Annotated in this window: 17 protein-coding genes, 2 pseudogenes and 1 riboswitch; of the genes and pseudogenes, 3 read left to right on the top strand and 16 right to left on the bottom strand. The window is 35.5% G+C overall.

The genetic code is table 11. The features are described 5' to 3' along the window. Positions 1-123: 123 nt before the first annotated feature. Genes ACQKM9_RS21030 through ACQKM9_RS21040 form a run of 3 tightly spaced genes read right to left on the bottom strand, consistent with a single transcriptional unit; the run spans position 124 to position 2,961 of the window. Positions 124-921 (bottom strand): ABC transporter ATP-binding protein, encoded by a 798-nt coding sequence (locus tag ACQKM9_RS21030; protein WP_427736365.1) that lies wholly within the window; start codon positions 919-921, stop codon positions 124-126. After that, positions 914-1,936 (bottom strand): ABC transporter permease, encoded by a 1,023-nt coding sequence (locus ACQKM9_RS21035; protein ID WP_427736367.1) that lies wholly within the window; start codon positions 1,934-1,936, stop codon positions 914-916. The genes ACQKM9_RS21030 and ACQKM9_RS21035 overlap by 8 nt, the downstream gene beginning before the upstream one ends. Before the next feature lie 17 nt (positions 1,937-1,953). Continuing rightward, positions 1,954-2,961: an ABC transporter substrate binding protein gene (locus ACQKM9_RS21040; protein ID WP_427736369.1), complete on the bottom strand. Its 1,008-nt coding sequence runs from the start codon at positions 2,959-2,961 to the stop codon at positions 1,954-1,956. A gap of 722 nt (positions 2,962-3,683) precedes the next feature. Beyond that, a riboswitch (PreQ1 riboswitch) is annotated at positions 3,684-3,728 on the top strand. A gap of 7 nt (positions 3,729-3,735) precedes the next feature. Between ACQKM9_RS21040 and ACQKM9_RS21045 the strand changes: the two genes are divergently transcribed. Then, a complete protein-coding gene (locus tag ACQKM9_RS21045) occupies positions 3,736-4,224 on the top strand; it encodes a QueT transporter family protein (RefSeq protein ID WP_427736370.1) in 489 nt (162 codons plus the stop codon). Between the two features lie 113 nt (positions 4,225-4,337). Here ACQKM9_RS21045 and ACQKM9_RS21050 read toward each other — a convergent pair whose 3' ends face one another. The 3 genes from ACQKM9_RS21050 to ACQKM9_RS21060 form a co-directional block, all read right to left on the bottom strand. Continuing rightward, positions 4,338-5,945 (bottom strand): long-chain fatty acid--CoA ligase, encoded by a 1,608-nt coding sequence (locus ACQKM9_RS21050; RefSeq protein WP_427736389.1) that lies wholly within the window; start codon positions 5,943-5,945, stop codon positions 4,338-4,340. A 118-nt stretch (positions 5,946-6,063) separates the two neighbouring features. After that, positions 6,064-6,378, bottom strand: a complete 315-nt coding sequence (locus ACQKM9_RS21055; RefSeq protein ID WP_427736371.1) for a hypothetical protein — start codon at positions 6,376-6,378, stop codon at positions 6,064-6,066. Positions 6,379-6,616: 238 nt separating this feature from the next. Continuing rightward, positions 6,617-7,564, bottom strand: coding sequence for an L-threonine 3-dehydrogenase (locus ACQKM9_RS21060; protein WP_427736372.1), 948 nt, complete (start codon positions 7,562-7,564; stop codon positions 6,617-6,619). Between the two features lie 244 nt (positions 7,565-7,808). Between ACQKM9_RS21060 and ACQKM9_RS21065 the strand changes: the two genes are divergently transcribed. Further along, positions 7,809-8,450: a hypothetical protein gene (locus tag ACQKM9_RS21065; protein ID WP_427736374.1), complete on the top strand. Its 642-nt coding sequence runs from the start codon at positions 7,809-7,811 to the stop codon at positions 8,448-8,450. A gap of 492 nt (positions 8,451-8,942) precedes the next feature. Here ACQKM9_RS21065 and ACQKM9_RS21070 read toward each other — a convergent pair whose 3' ends face one another. The 3 genes from ACQKM9_RS21070 to ACQKM9_RS21080 form a co-directional block, all read right to left on the bottom strand. After that, positions 8,943-9,284: a YolD-like family protein gene (locus ACQKM9_RS21070; RefSeq protein ID WP_427736376.1), complete on the bottom strand. Its 342-nt coding sequence runs from the start codon at positions 9,282-9,284 to the stop codon at positions 8,943-8,945. Between the two features lie 286 nt (positions 9,285-9,570). Continuing rightward, entirely contained in the window at positions 9,571-10,830 is a 1,260-nt protein-coding gene (locus tag ACQKM9_RS21075; RefSeq protein ID WP_427736378.1) for a DNA polymerase thumb domain-containing protein, read from the bottom strand. Beyond that, positions 10,827-11,048 (bottom strand): transcriptional regulator, encoded by a 222-nt coding sequence (locus ACQKM9_RS21080; RefSeq protein WP_427736379.1) that lies wholly within the window; start codon positions 11,046-11,048, stop codon positions 10,827-10,829. Before ACQKM9_RS21080 ends, ACQKM9_RS21075 begins: the two co-directional genes overlap by 4 nt. 460 nt (positions 11,049-11,508) lie before the next feature. On the opposite strand from ACQKM9_RS21080, the pseudogene ACQKM9_RS21085 reads away from it, so the two are divergent. Further along, a pseudogene (locus ACQKM9_RS21085) lies at positions 11,509-11,719 on the top strand (Ku protein); the annotation flags it as partial. 239 nt (positions 11,720-11,958) lie between these two features. Here the strand turns inward: ACQKM9_RS21085 and ACQKM9_RS21090 are convergent. From ACQKM9_RS21090 to ACQKM9_RS21120, 7 genes and pseudogenes are all read right to left on the bottom strand, one after another. Next, the gene (locus ACQKM9_RS21090) at positions 11,959-12,351 is read right to left on the bottom strand and encodes an ABC transporter (protein WP_427736381.1); all 393 of its coding nucleotides are present in this window, start codon (positions 12,349-12,351) and stop codon (positions 11,959-11,961) included. 112 nt (positions 12,352-12,463) lie between these two features. Beyond that, positions 12,464-13,075 carry a hypothetical protein gene (locus tag ACQKM9_RS21095; RefSeq protein ID WP_427736382.1) on the bottom strand — a complete coding sequence of 204 codons (612 nt, stop codon included), beginning with the start codon at positions 13,073-13,075 and terminating at the stop codon, positions 12,464-12,466. A gap of 168 nt (positions 13,076-13,243) precedes the next feature. Next, on the bottom strand, positions 13,244-13,453 hold the full coding sequence (locus tag ACQKM9_RS21100) for a DUF6440 family protein (RefSeq protein ID WP_053415580.1): 210 nt from the start codon (positions 13,451-13,453) through the stop codon (positions 13,244-13,246). 699 nt (positions 13,454-14,152) lie between these two features. After that, positions 14,153-15,112, bottom strand: a complete 960-nt coding sequence (locus ACQKM9_RS21105; RefSeq protein WP_427736384.1) for a DNA/RNA non-specific endonuclease — start codon at positions 15,110-15,112, stop codon at positions 14,153-14,155. Between the two features lie 377 nt (positions 15,113-15,489). Further along, positions 15,490-16,407 carry an anti sigma factor C-terminal domain-containing protein gene (locus ACQKM9_RS21110; RefSeq protein WP_427736386.1) on the bottom strand — a complete coding sequence of 306 codons (918 nt, stop codon included), beginning with the start codon at positions 16,405-16,407 and terminating at the stop codon, positions 15,490-15,492. Beyond that, positions 16,400-16,903, bottom strand: coding sequence for an RNA polymerase sigma factor (locus tag ACQKM9_RS21115; RefSeq protein ID WP_427736388.1), 504 nt, complete (start codon positions 16,901-16,903; stop codon positions 16,400-16,402). The genes ACQKM9_RS21110 and ACQKM9_RS21115 overlap by 8 nt, the downstream gene beginning before the upstream one ends. Positions 16,904-17,201: 298 nt before the next feature. Further along, positions 17,202-17,573, bottom strand: a pseudogene (locus ACQKM9_RS21120) (hypothetical protein); the annotation flags it as partial.

Below are 17,573 nucleotides of genomic sequence, written 5' to 3' on the forward strand. Positions count from 1 at the left end.
ACCGCTTGAATACGTTGTTCAACTCGTACTTTTGCCATAAAAAAACCCCCGTAAAAGTTAGAATGGTGTCTAACTTTTACGGGGCAGTTCAATATATGGCTCCTGCTTTAAAATCCTTACTTATTAAACACTTAGTAGAGTTCTGTCTGATACAAGCTTTTCACCGCGAATACGTTGGAATGCATCCATTAAATCGGCGATTGTTAAATCTTTTTTCGCTTCTGGGTCAACCTCTAAAATGATTTGGCCTTTATCCATCATGATGAGGCGGTTACCTAGATCAAGCGCTTGTTGCATATTGTGGGTAACCATTAATGTTGTCAGATTATCTTTTTCAACTAACTGCTTTGTTAAATTCGTAATAAGCTCTGCACGTGAAGGATCAAGTGCAGCTGTATGCTCATCTAATAATAAAATTGATGGCTTTGTAAATGTTGCCATTAGTAGAGATAAAGCTTGTCGTTCGCCACCCGATAGTAAGCCTACTTTCGCTGTTAAACGGTTTTCCAAATTGAGATGTAATGCTTCCAATGATTCACGGAAAAACTCACGTCTCTTTTTATCGACTCCTGTACGCAAGCCACGACGTTTATTGCGAGAATATGCAATCGCCAAGTTCTCTTCTACGGTCATTGTTGGTGCTGTACCTGCCATTGGGTCTTGGAAGACACGGCCAATTAAATGAGAGCGTTTATATTCTGGATATTTGGTTACGTTTTTTCCGTCTATTTCAACAGTACCAAAATCAGGTGATAAAGCTCCCGAAATCATATTCATCATTGTAGATTTCCCAGCACCGTTACTACCAATTACAGTGACAAAGTCACCTGTTTTTAAATCTAGATTAATATTATCTAAGGCAATTTTCTCATCTGGCGTTGCTTCGTTGAAGATTTTGTTGATCCCCTCTAGTTTAAGCAAGATGTTTCGCCTCCTGTTCACTAGTAACCGTACGTTCTGCTCGACGTTTTGCTTTGCGTGCACGCTCTTTACGTTTTTCAAAGAATTTAGGCAATATCAACGCCACGACCACAATTAATGCTGTGATAAGTTTCATATCACCTGTATCTAAAAATTCAACGCGAAGTGCGATAGCAATGACGATTCGGTAGATAATCGCACCGACAATTACTGCTAAAGTTGTGCGGACAATTGTTTTCGTCCCTAAAATCGCTTCCCCGATAATAACAGAAGCTAAACCGATAACAATCATCCCTATACCCATACTTACATCTGCAAATTTCGTATACTGCGCAATAAGGGCACCTGATAATGCAACCAAAGCATTTGAAATACCCAGCCCTAAAATGATTAATGTATCTGTATTCGCAGAAAAGCTACGAATCATTTTGTCGTTATCACCCGTTGCACGAATAGCTAAACCAACTTCAGTTTTTAAAAACCTATCGAAAATAATTTTAATCGCAAAAGTTACGATGATCATAATGAAAAATGTACCCCATGTTTTTGGAACATTTTCGATGCCGATGCTGCTTAAAGTGTTATTTATTGCTGTATCAATACTTAGATTACCCCACCAACTAAAGAAGATGGTGAACAGCGAATCGACGTTCGAAAGTGGTACGTTTGGACGCCCAATTGCGGTTTCTGTCGTTGCCCCCATAATACGTAAATTGATGGAATATAGAGCAATCATCATTAATATCCCAGATAACAAAGGATTAATTTTCGCCTTCGTATGAAGTATTCCTGTCATACATCCTGCTAAAAAACCTGCGACAATCGCCGCTGCTGTTGCCAACGCTGGGTGGTAACCAAGTACAATTAAAGTCGCTGCTGTTGCAGCACCTGTCACAAAACTCCCATCCACTGTTAAATCAGGAAAATCTAAAACTCGGAATGTAAGATACACTCCGAGCGCCATAATTGCATAGATGATTCCTTGCTCAACAGAGCCAAAGATTGCTGTAAACATGTAGAATCATCTCCTATCTATTCGACTATTTCTGCTTTCCATTCGTCTTTAATGTCTAAGCCAAGTTGTTCAGCTGCTTTCTTGTTGATCTCGAATTTCAAGTTTTTAGGATAAGCCACTGGAATATCTGCTGGTTTTACACCATCTTTTAAGATTTTCACTGCCATTTCACCAGCTTCATAACCAATATCCGAATACGCAAAGCCGTAAGCACCTAGACCGCCACGTTTAACTGAGTCTAATTCTCCAACCATTACAGGAATTTTCTTATCAGTTGCCACATCCAACACTGATTCAAGTGCTGTGACAACTGTGTTATCCGTAATGATATAGATTGAATCTACTTTTCCTACTAATGATTCAGTTGCCTGTTTTACTTCTGCAGATGTTGAAACAGATGCTTCTACAATTGTTACACCTAATTTTTTAGCTTCTTCTTTTACCATATCCACTTGAACACGCGAGTTTTGCTCTCCTGAGTTGAAAATCATTCCTATTTTTTTAGCTTTTAGTTCTTCAGCTAAAAACTTCACTGTACTTGGAATAGCTTCTGGATGTGTATCAAGAGTTCCTGTTACATTTCCACCTGGAGCTTCCATTGATTTTACAAGCTCTGCTCCTATTGCATCTGTTACAGATGTAAAAAGAACCGGAATATCAGATGTTGCAGCTGCAACTGCTTGAGCACTTGGCGTTGCGTTAGCAAATATTAAATCCATGCCGTCACCAACTAAATTATTTGCTGCAGTTGTATTAATACTCGAATCCCCTTGTGCGTTTTCAATTTTGAATTCTACTTTAAGACCGCTATCTTCAATTGCTTTTTTGAATCCTTCAGTAGCTTCATTTAAAGATGGATGTTCAACGTATTGAGAAATCCCGATTTTATATGTTTTCTCATCTGATTTTTCAGATCCTGAATCGTCTAATCCCCCAGAGTCAGATTTATCTTTGGTTCCACATGCTGCTAATACTAGCATTGCTGCAAATAATAAAAATATTAACTTTTTGTAACCCTTCTTCATATGAAATCCCCCCTATTTGAATCGTAACCACTTCTATTAATCTAGCGTGACTATAATTAGTGTTATATTACAGGGCGAAAAGTCAATCGTCAACAAAATTATGAATCTTTCGACAATTCAAAATATAATATCTTTGTCGCTTTAACGCGTTGAATGGCTGAACATCAACGTTTATTGTATATCGCTAAATTGTGAACATTTTATGAACTTTTATAAATAAAGGAAATGCTATCAACCTTAGCCTATTTCAAAACTAAGCTTCTCATAAATGAATTGAAGTATAGTCATAGAGAAAAGGAAGATACACCAACTTCATACACTTTTTCATTTATTACTTTGAAGAATGGTAAATTTCAGGGCATTTAATTACAGATAACGAGAGAAGTGAAAACTACATAATAAATGACTCAAAATCGTCCTTTAGATGATTTTCTTATTCCTCCTATTTCCGAAGATTTCATTCATTAGAGTATCATTCTCTTCAATCAAAGAAAAAGGCCCAGAAACAAAAGTTTCTGAGCCTTTTTCAACATGATCTGTTCTCTTTAGTGATTTCGCATGCGCTTATACTTCGATAGTTATAACGAACAGAATTTAACACCTCTAAATAAGAAATTCATTTAAAAAAAGGAAAATAATACAGTCAATATTTTAATGATTTTACACATTTGTTACTCATGACTATTTACAAATAAGCATGAATACTGCTATGATTGCATTTGTTTTACGTGGTTCGTAACCATCCCACGAAAAAAAACTAGGGGGAAATGAATAATGAAAGTAAAATCTTTGGCTACTAGCGGAATTATCGCAGCGCTTTATATAGCTGTGTCTATGCTAATTGCCCCACTCGCATTCGGTGCTATACAGTTCCGTATTGCTGAAATGTTCAATCATCTTGTTGTCTTCAACAAGAAATTCTTTGTAGGTATCGTGATTGGTGTATTTATTACAAATCTATTTTCTCCACTTGGCATGTATGATTTAATCTTTGGCCTTGGTCAATCAGTCTTAGCCTTAAGCATCACAATCTTTGCGAAACGTTTTATTAAAGGACATGTTAAGCAAATGATTTTCGGTACACTTGTATTTACATTTACGATGTTCTTAATTGCCATCGAATTGTATCTCGCATTCCAGTTACCGTTTCTATATACTTGGCTAACAGTTGCTATAGGTGAATTAGTTGTAATGGGGATTGGTATTCCGATTATGCTAGCACTAAACAAGCGTATTAACTTTAGTAAGTTAATTGAAGATTAATAGTATAACCACCTGGTCGCATGTTTGCGAATGGGTGGTTTTTTGTTTTACGCTCTCAATAAAATTTGTTAATCCAAAAAAAAGAGAGTCTCTAATTAAGACTCTCTCTTTTTTTATAATTGGTAATCCTTCACTTCATCACGCAATTTTGCCTTTAAGAATTTGCCGACTGATGTTTTCGGGATTTCTTTTAAAAAGACAACATGATCTGGTACCCACCACTTTGCAAATTGTCCTTCTAAATATGAAAGAAGCTCTTCCTTCGTTGCACTACTACCTTCTTTCAAGACAACACAAGCTAGTGGGCGTTCTTGCCATTTTTCGTCTGGAACTGCGATTACAGCTGCTTCAAATACAGCCTCATGTGTCATGAGTGCATTTTCTAAATCTACAGATGAGATCCACTCTCCACCGCTCTTAATTAAATCTTTCGTACGGTCTGTAATTTTGAGATAACCCTGTGGTGTCATGACAGCAATATCACCAGTATATAGCCAACCATCTTTAAACGCTTCTTCCGTGCGGTCATCCTTATAATATTCATCTGCGATCCAAGGACCTCGAACAGTTAGCTCCCCCATAGTCTTACCGTCCCAAGGAACTTCTCCATTTTCGTTGACAACACGTGTTTCAACGAGAGTTGCCGTCAAGCCTTGTGTGGCACGAATATTAAGCTTTTCTTCTGCAGACCAATTTTCCATTTCTGTTGTGTACGTGGAAAGACTGACAATTGGCGTTGTTTCAGTCATGCCGTAACCAACGATAAATGGTACTTTGTATTTTTCCTCGAAAGCACGGATTAGACCTTTTGGTGAAGCTGATCCACCACATACGATGGCACGTAAAGACGATAAATCGCGTGGATTTTGTTCTTGTTCTTTTAACACACCAAGCCAAATTGTCGGTACACCTGCCGTTAATGTCACTTTTTCTTGTTCGATTAAATCGAGTAAAAGCTGTGGGCTGAACATTGGTCCTGGCAATACTTGTGTTGTACCAAAATTCACTGCTGCAAATGGCATCCCCCATGCATTTACATGGAACATCGGTACGACTGGCATAGCTACATCGCTCTCGCGAATACCAAGTGAATCTGCTAAACCAAGTGCGATGCTGTGTAGTACTAAACTACGGTGCGTATAAACGACACCTTTTGGAAAGCCTGTTGTGGCACTTGTGTAACACATTCCAGCAGGCATATTTTCATCTAAATCATCAGGGAATTCATAGGAATCTGATGCCTCTTCTAACAGCTTTTCGTAAGAATGAACGTTTTCCAAGTTTGTTTCAGGTAATTCTTTCCCGTCTTGCATAACAACGAAATGTTTGACCGTTTTTAGTAAAGGTGCAGCTTGAGCAATTAACGGAAAAATATCGCTATCTACTAGTAAAATTTCATCTTCAGCATGGTTGATAATATATACTATATGCTCTGGTGATAGGCGAATATTAATCATATGGAGCACTGCACCTGCACATGGCACACCGAAATATGCTTCTAAATGGCGATGATGATTCCACGCTAACGAGCCTACTTTAGTACCTTTTTTCATCCCTAATTTCGTTAATGCTTCAGATAATTTTCGTGTACGCTGTCCAAACTCTTTATAAGTAATACGGTGGATCATCGTCTCACTCGTTCTTGAAATGATTAATTTTTTCGGAAAATATCTCTCTGCACGTTTCACAAAATCAGTTAGTACTAATGGCGTTTGCATCATACTCATCCAACTCCCCTTAATTAAGTAATATGATTTTATTTAAAAACAAATGCTTATAAACCGAGATTCTTTACAATAATCATTTTCATAGCTTCATTTGTACCAGTGTAAATAGATGCTAGTGTGATGTCTCGAAAGCTTTTATCAACCTTATTACTTCCATATAAACATAGCCATCCTGTAATTTCTTAGAGACATTGTATAGTAACACTTGTGTGTACAAAACGTTCTTCGGAATCTTATTTGATGCTAATCTCTTACTATTAAAGCTATTAATACATTCTTCAATTATGGTTCTATTATCCTTTGAATCGATAATGCCTAAGATGATTCCCTCATATTTCATCTGGCAAGCCAATTTTTGTAGCATCCAAAATTTCATGACGCTATTTAATACGAATAGAGTAGTCACATCCATAGATTTTCTTTTCAAAAAAACATAAGTAGTCAAATTTTTCAAACAAATATGTTTTACATAATTATACATGTAAGCGCTATTATATACTATTAAAATGGTGTGTTTTCGAGAAAAAATATTAATTAAAAGAGAATAATTTTAAATCTATCACCCCATTACAATATGCAGTTCTATCTATTAAAATACTTATCTTCTCCAATAAAAAAGCCGTACCTTCAATTAAGAAGGTACGGCTCTATCAAATGCCTATTCATTAAGCAGTTTTAGTTTCTTTCTCTTGTAACTTTTTTAACATATCTGCTGTCATTGCATCTAAGTCGTATTTTGCTTTAAAGCCCCATTCCTCTTGTGCAGCACTTGCATCAATAGAATTTGGCCAACTATCTGCAATGGCTTGACGTACTGGATCCACTTCATAAGCCATTTTAAAATTAGGGATATGTTTGCGGATTGAAGCTGCTATTTCTTCAGGTTCAAAACTCATAGCCGTTACATTGAACGCATTGCGATGTATCAACTTCGCAGGATCTGCTTCCATTAAATCTACAATAGCTTGCAACGCATCTGGCATATACATCATATCCATGTATGAGCCCTGTGCGATATATGAAGTATACTTCCCTTCAGATATGGCTTTATAGTATATATCAACCGCATAATCTGTTGTACCGCCACCAGGAGGAGTTGCGTAAGAAATTAAACCCGGGAAACGTACTCCACGAGTATCTACACCAAAGCGTTGGTAATAGTAATCACATAATAGTTCACCAGCTACTTTATTTACACCATACATGGTAGTAGGGCGTTGTAACGTATCTTGTGGCGTATTGTTTTTGGGCGTAGAAGGTCCAAATGCACCGATTGAACTCGGTGTGAAAAATTGCAGATTTTGTTCACGTGCAACTTCTAAAGCATTAACAAGTCCACCCATATTCAAATTCCAAGCAAATAACGGTTTAGTTTCTGCTGTTGCCGATAATAATGCAGCCATGTGCATTAAAGTATCTGCTTCAAAATCTTTCGCTATATCATTCATGCGTCCAGCATCCATAACATCTAGTGTTTCAAAAGGTCCCTTTTGTGTAGCTGGTTTGCGAATATCTGTTGCTAAAACATTTTCCGTTCCATATGTTTCGCGCAGCTTAGATACTAACTCTGACCCTATTTGACCACACGCACCGGTTATCATAATTTTTTTCATTTTAAAATCCTCCTCACCCAATAAACATTTGTATTTCTAGAAAATACATTCTCCCACAAATTACAATTGTATTTCTAGAGAAAACAAATAACAACGAATATACGTTGATTTATCAATGTTTTTAATAACTAGATTATACAATGTATATTTCTAAAACACAATAATCGTTTTCGCACAAAGGACAGTTTGTTTACAATACAATTATTTATTGTTTATTTTATAATAAACAAAAGGAGCGGGATCGATGCATTTATTTAAACTAACTATGATTTATTTGATCGCCATCATCAGTTGTACATTCCTACTTATAATGGACTTACCTATAGTCGTAGTCTTTTCCTTACTATTTATGTATGTCTTCGCTCTCACAATGTTCCCATACTGCAACACTTTGTTTTGGTCAAACAACATTAGTAAAATGGACCGCTTTATAACAAAGCATAAAACAAAACTCGCATTTGCTTACCCATACGCGGTTGCACATGAAAGCTTAACAGAGCAAAAGTTAAGCGTACAAAAAATACTATGCAGTTATAAACAACAGGATACCCAACACAACTATCGTTCTTTGCTAGCTACTCTGGACAAAGATTACGAAACCGCTTTAGTAGAAGCGAAGCAACTTCAAAAAGAACCTATTCGTAGCTACACTATCGCACATATTGAAACTTTACTCGGCAACTTTGAGGCAGCAAAATCACTCATACCAAACCTAAAAAAAGAATGGATGCCACACGTCATTGAAGGTTTAATCGCTTATGAACAGCAAGATTTCCAGACATTCGAAAAGGAAGCACATGCAGCCACCACAAAAGTAAGAGGGATACAAAAACATTTATTGTTTTATTCTTTCAAAGAAATGAAAGAAAGATTAGAGGCAAAATAAAAAACCACCCGGGGGAGGGTGGTTTTTTAAGGATGGAATTTTTACATTCCAATGGGGAGTTGGTATAGTATTGGGCTGTTTTGGTGAGTTTTATACATTTTTTAAAAATTTATTTGTTTTAGTTGAGACTATCTCTTTAATTAATGTAAACTTCATTTTTTCGCATGACTTTTAAGATTTAAAATCCTTTAACTCCTTCCGTATATCTGCCAAATAACCTTACTGGACCACGTATAAACAACTTCACTAAATAATGATAAAGACTCTGTATTATCATTTATTTATCCCCTTAACATTAACTACACAAGTGTTTGCAACCAAATCATGAAGAGCTCGTTTTTGTGGGTGGAATGCGGCGGACATGATTACACCTCCGTTATTAAAAGTGATTTTCGGAAAACGTGATTGATTTCATTGTTTTTTATATAACAATAAAAGCCTCTATACATTGGTATAGAGGCCTTCTAATGTAATCGATCTTTACTTTAAAGATTAATCACAATAATTATTTTCTAATTGCGCTCTGTAAATAGCATCAAGTGGTATACGCCGAATGCTTGTATCCGTTTCTAATGATAGCTCACGAGTGGATGTCTTAAGATCCGTAATAATACCTGTACAGTGACTTAAATTATGTTCAACCAGAGTTTTAAGCGTAACAATTAACTTTTGGTCATACGCGAATTGAATAGTCTGTTGCAGTTCTTCTAATTCCCATTCCGTCAATTCATTCGGTAATCTCTCTTCTGATTCATGTTTCCACGCTCTAATTTGTTGCACATGTTCTGGTAGCATCATCGAAACCCATTTAATACTACCTCTGTCACGAATCATTTTAAAACACCTGCTTTTCCATGATATTTTGTATGACATGATATAAAAGAACTCACCAAAACATACTTTTAATTAATTTCTTCGCATTCAATATTACGACAGCCTTTTTATGCGAACTGCTTCAACTTGTGGATTTAGTGCATAAGTTGTGCATAACTAGACCTATACGTAGATAACACTTAGTTATCCACATGCCCACAAGACATTACTACTCCGTCGCGTTATACAATTATTATTCAAACAGTGTATAGCAATAAAATGGATATTGAATAAATATACATCCCCCTTATTTTTTGTGACCTCCTAATAATTGTGAGCGTGCGACAGCGGTACCAGCTTCTGTATAAGAGACCGCACGCAAAAGTACAGTCGGCCCATAGCGAGAGCGTAGTTGATCCATTGTAGCTCCGAGCTTACGGCGACGAAAGCGGTCAGTGTCGAACAAACTAAGCTGCATTGAACGTTCAGATTCAAGCTTTGTAATACTAATGGTAAGCTGGCGTACAGGTCTAGCTTCTATATAATGTTCATCGAGTAACTGCTGGCAGACCTGATAAATTTTCATTGTTTCATTTGTTAGCTCATCAATTGTACGCGAACGATGAAAACCTCCACCAAATGCATTTTTACTGTAGGAGAGCCCGAGTGAAATGGTCCGCCCTACTTTAAATTCCTCGCGTGCACGTCTTGCGATGTCTTCACACATTTCCAAAATAACTGCAAGCACTTCTTCCTTTTTGTTATAGTCGCGCATTAAAATTTGTCCTTTACCATAACTAATTTGCCCTTCAATTATTGGTGCACCGAGCTCAGAAAGATCAATTCCCCGCGCATGATGATAAAGCTGATTACCCATAATACCAAAACGATTCTCTAGTGTTTTTAAATCTGCTTTTGCTAAATCCCCTACTGAAAAAATCCCCATATGATTAAGCGAGCGTTCTGTCTGACGCCCAATACCCCACATCTTAGAGAGTGGTGATATAGGCCATAACTTCTTTTCCACATCTTCATATGCCCATTTAGCAAAGCCTGTTTTTTTCGCTTCTAAATCAAGCGCTAGCTTTGATAGCAACATATTAGGTCCCATGCCGACAGCACTTGGAATGCCAAATTGGTTGTAAATATCCCTTTGTATCTTCTTCGCGGTTTGTTCAACTGGTCCCCATAATTTTTCTGTTCCTGTTAAATCAATGAAGCTTTCATCAACGCTATAAATATGGATGGCTTCCTTTGGGACATAACTGTTGAGCAGGCGTGTAATTTCCATTGAAACGCGGATGAAGAAGTCCATTTTAGGTTCGAATAGGCGAATATCTGGATGCTTTGGAATTTCATAGAGGCGTTTCCCTGTTTTGATTCGGAATCGTTCTTTCATGGCTGGACTAGCAGCTAGTACGACACTACCTGGTTGTTCAAAGCTACCAATAACCGCTATTGGTGTTGTCATAACATCTAATCCATGCAGCGAAGCCATGCAACTCACATAAAAGCACTTCATGTCGATGCAAAGAATGCTTTTGTTTGGCATGTTTTCGTAGTTCATACAACACCACGTTCTTTCTGAATTAATGGAGCAACCGCAAGAACATTATCGATAATAAAAGTACGTTTTGACTGTTTCGTAAAACAAAAAGCTTGAAACCAATTATTGACCACCTTAATGATCTTCACACGCCTTTTTGTTATTTCTCCAGTCTTTGACGCGTACATCAGGTTTACTAACTGATTGCGTTGCATTGCTTTTATTAACTGTTCTTTCACAATACCACTCCTAAACCAAAATAAGAACACCCGTTTGTTTTTATTATACGCACGTGTGTTCTGTTTTAAAAGTGGTAATTTTTATTTTATTTCTTTTAACTGATTAAGAACTGATTTAAAATCCTGCATTTCCCTACCTCTCGGAAGTTTCTAAACGGGTTCCCTTGCTGCTTAATACGTTTGATGACCGTATGAATAGTAAAAATTTCAGGCCTTAACGGCGTTGCAATTAGACCTTAATAATTAGTTTGGTCCTCCCCCTATGTTTCAATAGGTCAAATACGATGTAATGACAAGGAAATGTTTTGACGTGTTTTGAAATGACCTCCGCACTGCGCATTCGGCCTCTTTGCTGGACTATTGCAAAGTCGCTTTGAAAGTTGTTTTTAAATAGACTAGTTCCCCATCTAAGAATAATGGTAAATGGGCTTTAATTGGTTCGTATATATCATTACAAATCTTTAATCCTGAGAAATATACCACTGAATATCGGACAGCTTTGATGGAACTAATAGAAAATAAAAAAGCCAACAATACAGTAACAGCAAGTGATAAAAGACCCCTTCCTGATAATGTAACTGACTTAATGTCTGCACCTCAAGCTTCATTAGACAAAACTAAAAAACCTGCTAGAAAAAGAAATAACTAGACGAACAAAGAAAAGTGCTTAATGTAGCTTTAGAATAAAGTTCGATTAAAAATCACTCTAAATCCTTGATTTTACTGCATATAAAAAGATTGATTATTTTAAATCTCTTCTTCAACTAAAGCTACCCGTTAGTTGAATAAGAACAGAGACGCTTATTAAACAATCGCGCCCTCTAATTGAATGACTAAAATCTGACCTCACTCATAATATCACTTAATTCTTATTAAACTTACGCTCCGGTAGCTTAACAAGGTTAAAATTTCATTCTTTTATTCTTAGCTGTCTCATAAGTACTTTAAATGGAGTAACATAAGAGTCTTTAAATTTCTTAATATGATGTGTTAACTCAGACCAATTACTTTCCATGTGTGGATGTATCTGAGTGGTATCAGCAAGACGATACAGTTTTATTAAGAAGTAAAGTGTTTCCCATACCAAAAAGTCATCATCTAATTTAAATAACGCCTCAATGACATTAGGAATGTAGTTAAACGCTTCTTCGGGTGACATTCCTTTTGTAATTGATTCGAAAGAATTACTAAAATACCACTCGTCATTATCTAATTTATCTTCCCATCCCACATATATTTCTAATAGTTTACTATCCGTTTTAATCACGTCCCAAAGTACAATTTTATATACATATTTTATCACTTCTTAATTCAACTAACCTGCCCTTTTAGTTGAATAAGAAAAAGAGCTGTCTGAACAGCTCAAAGATCTTCTTAGTAAAGCACACGTTAGTTTAAGAACAAAAGTGTATTTATTAAAAGGTGTTTAAGGTAACTTCATCTGAATTACTAAGGTCAAAACGCGCGATTTCTTCACCTTCCACAGAAACAATTAAAGTTGCATCCATAGCTTGTTCCTTCAACTTCTCTAATTGTTCGGATGACGGGGCAAGTTTTATATCGGGATTTTCTTCTAACGCACCTAAAATAAAATCAAGGGTGTATTTTCCATCTTGATTTGGTTCAAGAACAGGAAAACTCGTTTTTCCTCCCATTCCTAAATTTCCTTCTTTGTCTTCCTCATAAATATTAATGCCCATTACTTCTTCTGAAACTGCTTTTAACTTTTCATTAGGTTCAATATATACCTTTATTCCATCGTCATATTCATATTTCTGTTCATTTAGCTTTTTGATTCCTCCAAGAGTCTTTTCACCAGTATTCTTTAAAACGAAATCATAACTGAGTGCAATAGGTACTATAATTTCACCCTTATTTTCTCCCGAAGTAATACCAATTCCTTCATCATTTCTAATTTCAACAGTTGAGCCGACTAAATCTAAAGAAGGTTTACTTGAACACCCTGGCAAGAGTAAAAGAACTGTGAAAATACTTATAACAAACTTTAACATCACTTTACTTTTCATTACAAAGACAGCTCCTTTCTTTATCTAATATACGTTTGCAAAAATCTTAAGTTTCAGACGATTCGTTATTCAACTAACCTGCCCCGTTAGTTGAATAAAAAAAGAGCTGTCTAAACAGCTCAAAGATCTTTTACTAATGCACCCTATAGTTGAACAAGATAAAGTGCGTTATTCATTATTTGGTTTTATCACCGGTTTTCCATCCTTATCCAATAGCGGGGTAATCCCCCCTGCATATCCGCTCCAACTAAATAAATAGTGAATTCCTGTTTCTCTATCTACTATTATTCTGTTTCCATTAGCCACGCCATTTTCTGTAAAGATTTCTTCAAACCTCTTCTTTGAGCCTTTATTCTTCTCTGAGTCTTTATTAAACATTTTTTCGCCCCCATATTACTGAAATTTCAAATAACCCCTTTTTATATTACGATCTTAGCAGGTAATTATTACAAAAGTAGTGAAAAGGTAACGATTTTCTTGGAAACAGCACATTGTATTAACCTGCTGCGTTAGTTCAATAAGAAAAAGAGCTGCCTAGGCAACTCAATGATCTTCAAGTAAAGCACCCGTTAGTTGAATAAAAAAATCTTTACCCCTTTATATAATAACTACGTTATTTATCACATTATTACTATAAAAAAACAGCAATTATTGAAAGAATCGTTGCAAGGATTGTTAACACAATCATTATATTTGTGCTTTTTTTTACTTTACTTCTTATAATTTCTTTATCTGGTTCTGTCTTAACTATTTTACGTAGTCTATTATTTTTCACTAAAACTATGGAATATAGCAGCAATGCTACAATACATAACGACATTTTTATCCAGTTCAATATTTATCTCCTTTTTCACTGAACTATCCTGCAAATTTAATTAAATAACAATATAGGCTGTCTACTGACAGCCCTGTTCTGCTAAAGCCCTCGTTAGTTGAAGAAGAACAGTGACGCTTATTCAACAATCGCGCCCGATAATTGAAGAACGTTATTGAACTAAAGCATTCCGTTAGTGAGTACAGACACCCACGAGGAAACTGTTCTTTCGTTCATTTATTTTGCCTCAAAGTTCTAGGGGCTTACTCACCTACCATACCGTCCTTATCATTATCTTGCATATATGGGTATAACCAATGATCACTCGTTATTGGCATACTAAAACCTGCTGCTTTTGCTTCTTTAATCGTCACCTGTCCATTACCGTTTGTATCAACACTTGAAATATCTTCAGTGCCATTCGACTTATTAGAACTAGTTGACTTATTTGAGTTAGTTGATTTACTTTCAGTTAAGCCTAGAGATTTATTTGTCTCATCAGGGTTGCCGTTATCAAACTCATCTACAATCTTATTCCCTTTTAAAGTGTAAGTGTACTTATAATGAGAAGGAATCTGCGTTTCCGTATTAGGATATGTGATAATTGCTTCAAAATTAGTAGCTCCACCAGCTTTACGAATGGCATCTTCCATATATGCTTGATCACCATGTCGGTTAAGCGTACTTTCTTGTGGAGTAATATTGTAAGCATTGGATACCCCTCCGAGAGAATCTGCAATGATATGTCCTTCATCTAAATCTGATCTTTCTACACCAGGAACTTTTGCTTCATCATTGTAGTATCTGCCAGACGATGTTACAGGTTCGTTATCGTCATCTTGTAGAACGATTTCGTCAGCAATGACACGGATCAGTTGCCCATGTTCATTCGTGAAAGCCCAATACTTCCGGTCCCCATAACCAATGTCAATAACAACGTTGGGTTCACGATGTCCAGACAAATCGCCACCATCAACTTCAATAAGTTTGTATCCCGAGAACAGGTCATTATTTTGTTCGGTTGGCGTTTCTTCCACTACTGGTTCATCTACAACCGTAGTGATAGTCTCTTCTTTTTCGCTATTATTTGAATTTGTTTCAACTGTGGTTACATCTTGTGAATCTGTTTCTTTATCTGCAACGGATGCATCTTCTACGTTAGTACAACCAACTATAAAGATGGCAGTTAAAAGTAAGATTAAATAGTTTATTTTCTTTTTCATTTTAGGACTCCTTATAGTATTTTTTACTGTTCATTCTAGAGCTCTTTGAATAAAACATAAATTAACATTGTTAACCTATTTATAATAGTATATTACAATATTAATTTTATTAGAGTAGATAATTAGTTTGAAGTATGTAGTATTAAATTCCAATAAAGATTAGTAGAATCCAATGCATTATATTTTTCAAATATAAAATTTAGATAGTACTTGCTTATGGCGGAATAACTGCTTTCACAATCTTACCAAAAGTATTAATAAAAAAAGAGCTGTCTATGCAGCTCAATAATCTTTTGCTAATGCACCAGTTAGCTCAAACACTTTTAACTTTCAATTCAAATAAGTGCATTAAAATTTTCAACTCTTGTTCTTTGCTCTTAATAAGGCATGATAACTCCTACGCTCACATAATTTACTGAATCTTGTTCAATTAGTGGTAATAAATCTTTTACCTTCCCTGTTATAATGATTCCGCTCACCTGAACGGTACCATTGTGTTGGATTGTTTTTATAAGTGGCTCTACATAAGTATCTTTCTCTTCTTGTCGAGATAAATTTGATAATCCCGTTTCAAAATTTTTCACGTCTTTTGCTAAACTTACAGCACCTTTTTCAGGAGATGTAATTGTAAAGCCATATGCATATTCTCCGATTACATATCCAGGAATGATTGATATATCTGCATCAGGGTTTTGCACCCAGGCCCATTGTGCAGTTGGAAAATGTTTTAGTATTTGATCTGCATTCATTTCTTCCTTAAATGAAATGGCTATTTCTACTATATTAGATGGAGCTAAGGATTGAAGTAACATACGGTCATCTTCTACCTTTTTTCCACCAGGAATATAAAAATTAACCACCCTTTGTCCATTTCGATAAAATTGCTGACTATCTGAAGATTTTGAACGTGTTATTGAACTATCATAAATACTTGTAGGGGAATCATAAATTTTAAACCAAGTTTGTTCGTTGTACCATGTGTATGGAATTCCTCCAATATCTTTTACATATTGGTCCTGATTAATAGCGGAATCAATACTGTCACTTTTTGTAGATTTATCGTAATGGATATTCGCACCATAAACTTCGCTTTGTTCCATCTTCACTGAAAAATACTCTGACATTGAATGTTGCATTTGAAGATACATTATGATGAAAATAATTCCTAAAACTATTAGGGTACTTATCGTCACAATGGTGGATACAATAATTGTCTTCATTAATGATTTCTTTTTCGCTTTTTTTATAAGTGGTTGAAACCCATCCTTGGTATTAAAAATTGAATCTTTATCCAAACGGTTGTGCCTCCTCAATTATCTTTCTCATTTTTTTCTTTGCTCTGGCTAACTGTGTTTTAATTGATTTATCGGTTGTACAATAAATAATAGATATATCCTTTAAGGACAAATCTCCGCTATATTTGAGGAGCAATAGTTCTGCATCTTTTTGTGGTATCTTACTTAAACACTCTGACAGTAAAGTATGTAATTCATTTCCTATAATAATTTGCTCTGGGGTTTTCCAATCCATTAAATCTTCGATATTAAATGTCTTTACATAATTGTTTTTATACTTAAGTTTTCTTAAACTATCATAATGTTTATTAATTGCAACTCTGTAAAGCCACGCATCGACATACTCTTCCTGAAGCGTATCTAAATGTTGCACAAATTGAAAAGCAGTTTCCTGGACGATGTCTTCCGCGTCTTCTTTGATTGCCCCCATTTTTAGCAAAAGAAAATACACAGCCTTCAATTTATTATTTAAGTACAATCCTAATTCTTCATCCATAATCCCCCTCCTACACAAATAACGATTAAGTATTTAAAAAGTAAACAACAAATAACATATTTCGCAAAAAAAGATAGCCTTCTACAGAAGACTACCCGATGAAGCGAAATATAATTATTAAAAAACATGTGAACTTGCCATATTAATTAAATAACAATATATATCAACTAATTCGATGTACTTTCAAATATACCTACTTATTGAACTAATCTGCCACGTTAGTTCAATAAAGAAAAAAGAGCTGCATATGCAACTCATGATCTTCAAGTAAAGCACCCGTTAGTTGAATAAGAGATTTCTAGTCTTCATATTCAGTGATATAAAAATCGGTTTTAGGCGGTATTTTATCTGAGATATTTTCAATTGTTGAAAATTGCCTATCATTTGTTATTGCAACAACATTATCCCCATCAAAACCAATCCAAAATACACAATCACTTTCAAGGAGAGTAACTATAGTGGTGTGTTCAATACCATAAGGGGCTTTAAATTCCCTTTTTCCAAAACTAAAAACGTCCCTTTTTAACGACCATAAAGCCAAATTATTCATACTTCCATTACCATATACATACGGGAACATAATGCTAAATTGCTTTTGATTTTCGATTATTATTTTATAAAAATAATTTTTCTTTTTAGTTTTTTCAAATTCAATCTTATGTGTTTTGCA

Source organism: Viridibacillus sp. NPDC093762 (assembly GCF_050279675.1).
Classification (GTDB): Bacteria; Bacillota; Bacilli; order Bacillales_A; family Planococcaceae; genus Viridibacillus.

Excerpts from the sequence above, each read along its gene's own strand:
- ACQKM9_RS21050 (WP_427736389.1), bottom strand. The coding sequence starts at position 5,945 with ATGATGCAAACGCCATTAGTACTAACTGATTTTGTGAAACGTGCAGAG.
- ACQKM9_RS21100 (WP_053415580.1), bottom strand. The coding sequence starts at position 13,453 with ATGTTTAATAAAGACTCAGAGAAGAATAAAGGCTCAAAGAAGAGGTTT.
- ACQKM9_RS21115 (WP_427736388.1), bottom strand. The coding sequence starts at position 16,903 with ATGGATGAAGAATTAGGATTGTACTTAAATAATAAATTGAAGGCTGTG.
- ACQKM9_RS21095 (WP_427736382.1), bottom strand. The coding sequence starts at position 13,075 with ATGAAAAGTAAAGTGATGTTAAAGTTTGTTATAAGTATTTTCACAGTT.
- ACQKM9_RS21060 (WP_427736372.1), bottom strand. The coding sequence starts at position 7,564 with ATGAAAAAAATTATGATAACCGGTGCGTGTGGTCAAATAGGGTCAGAG.
- ACQKM9_RS21040 (WP_427736369.1), bottom strand. The coding sequence starts at position 2,961 with ATGAAGAAGGGTTACAAAAAGTTAATATTTTTATTATTTGCAGCAATG.
- ACQKM9_RS21105 (WP_427736384.1), bottom strand. The coding sequence starts at position 15,112 with ATGAAAAAGAAAATAAACTATTTAATCTTACTTTTAACTGCCATCTTT.
- ACQKM9_RS21065 (WP_427736374.1), top strand. The coding sequence starts at position 7,809 with ATGCATTTATTTAAACTAACTATGATTTATTTGATCGCCATCATCAGT.
- ACQKM9_RS21045 (WP_427736370.1), top strand. The coding sequence starts at position 3,736 with ATGAAAGTAAAATCTTTGGCTACTAGCGGAATTATCGCAGCGCTTTAT.
- ACQKM9_RS21075 (WP_427736378.1), bottom strand. The coding sequence starts at position 10,830 with ATGAACTACGAAAACATGCCAAACAAAAGCATTCTTTGCATCGACATG.
- ACQKM9_RS21070 (WP_427736376.1), bottom strand. The coding sequence starts at position 9,284 with ATGATTCGTGACAGAGGTAGTATTAAATGGGTTTCGATGATGCTACCA.
- ACQKM9_RS21035 (WP_427736367.1), bottom strand. The coding sequence starts at position 1,936 with ATGTTTACAGCAATCTTTGGCTCTGTTGAGCAAGGAATCATCTATGCA.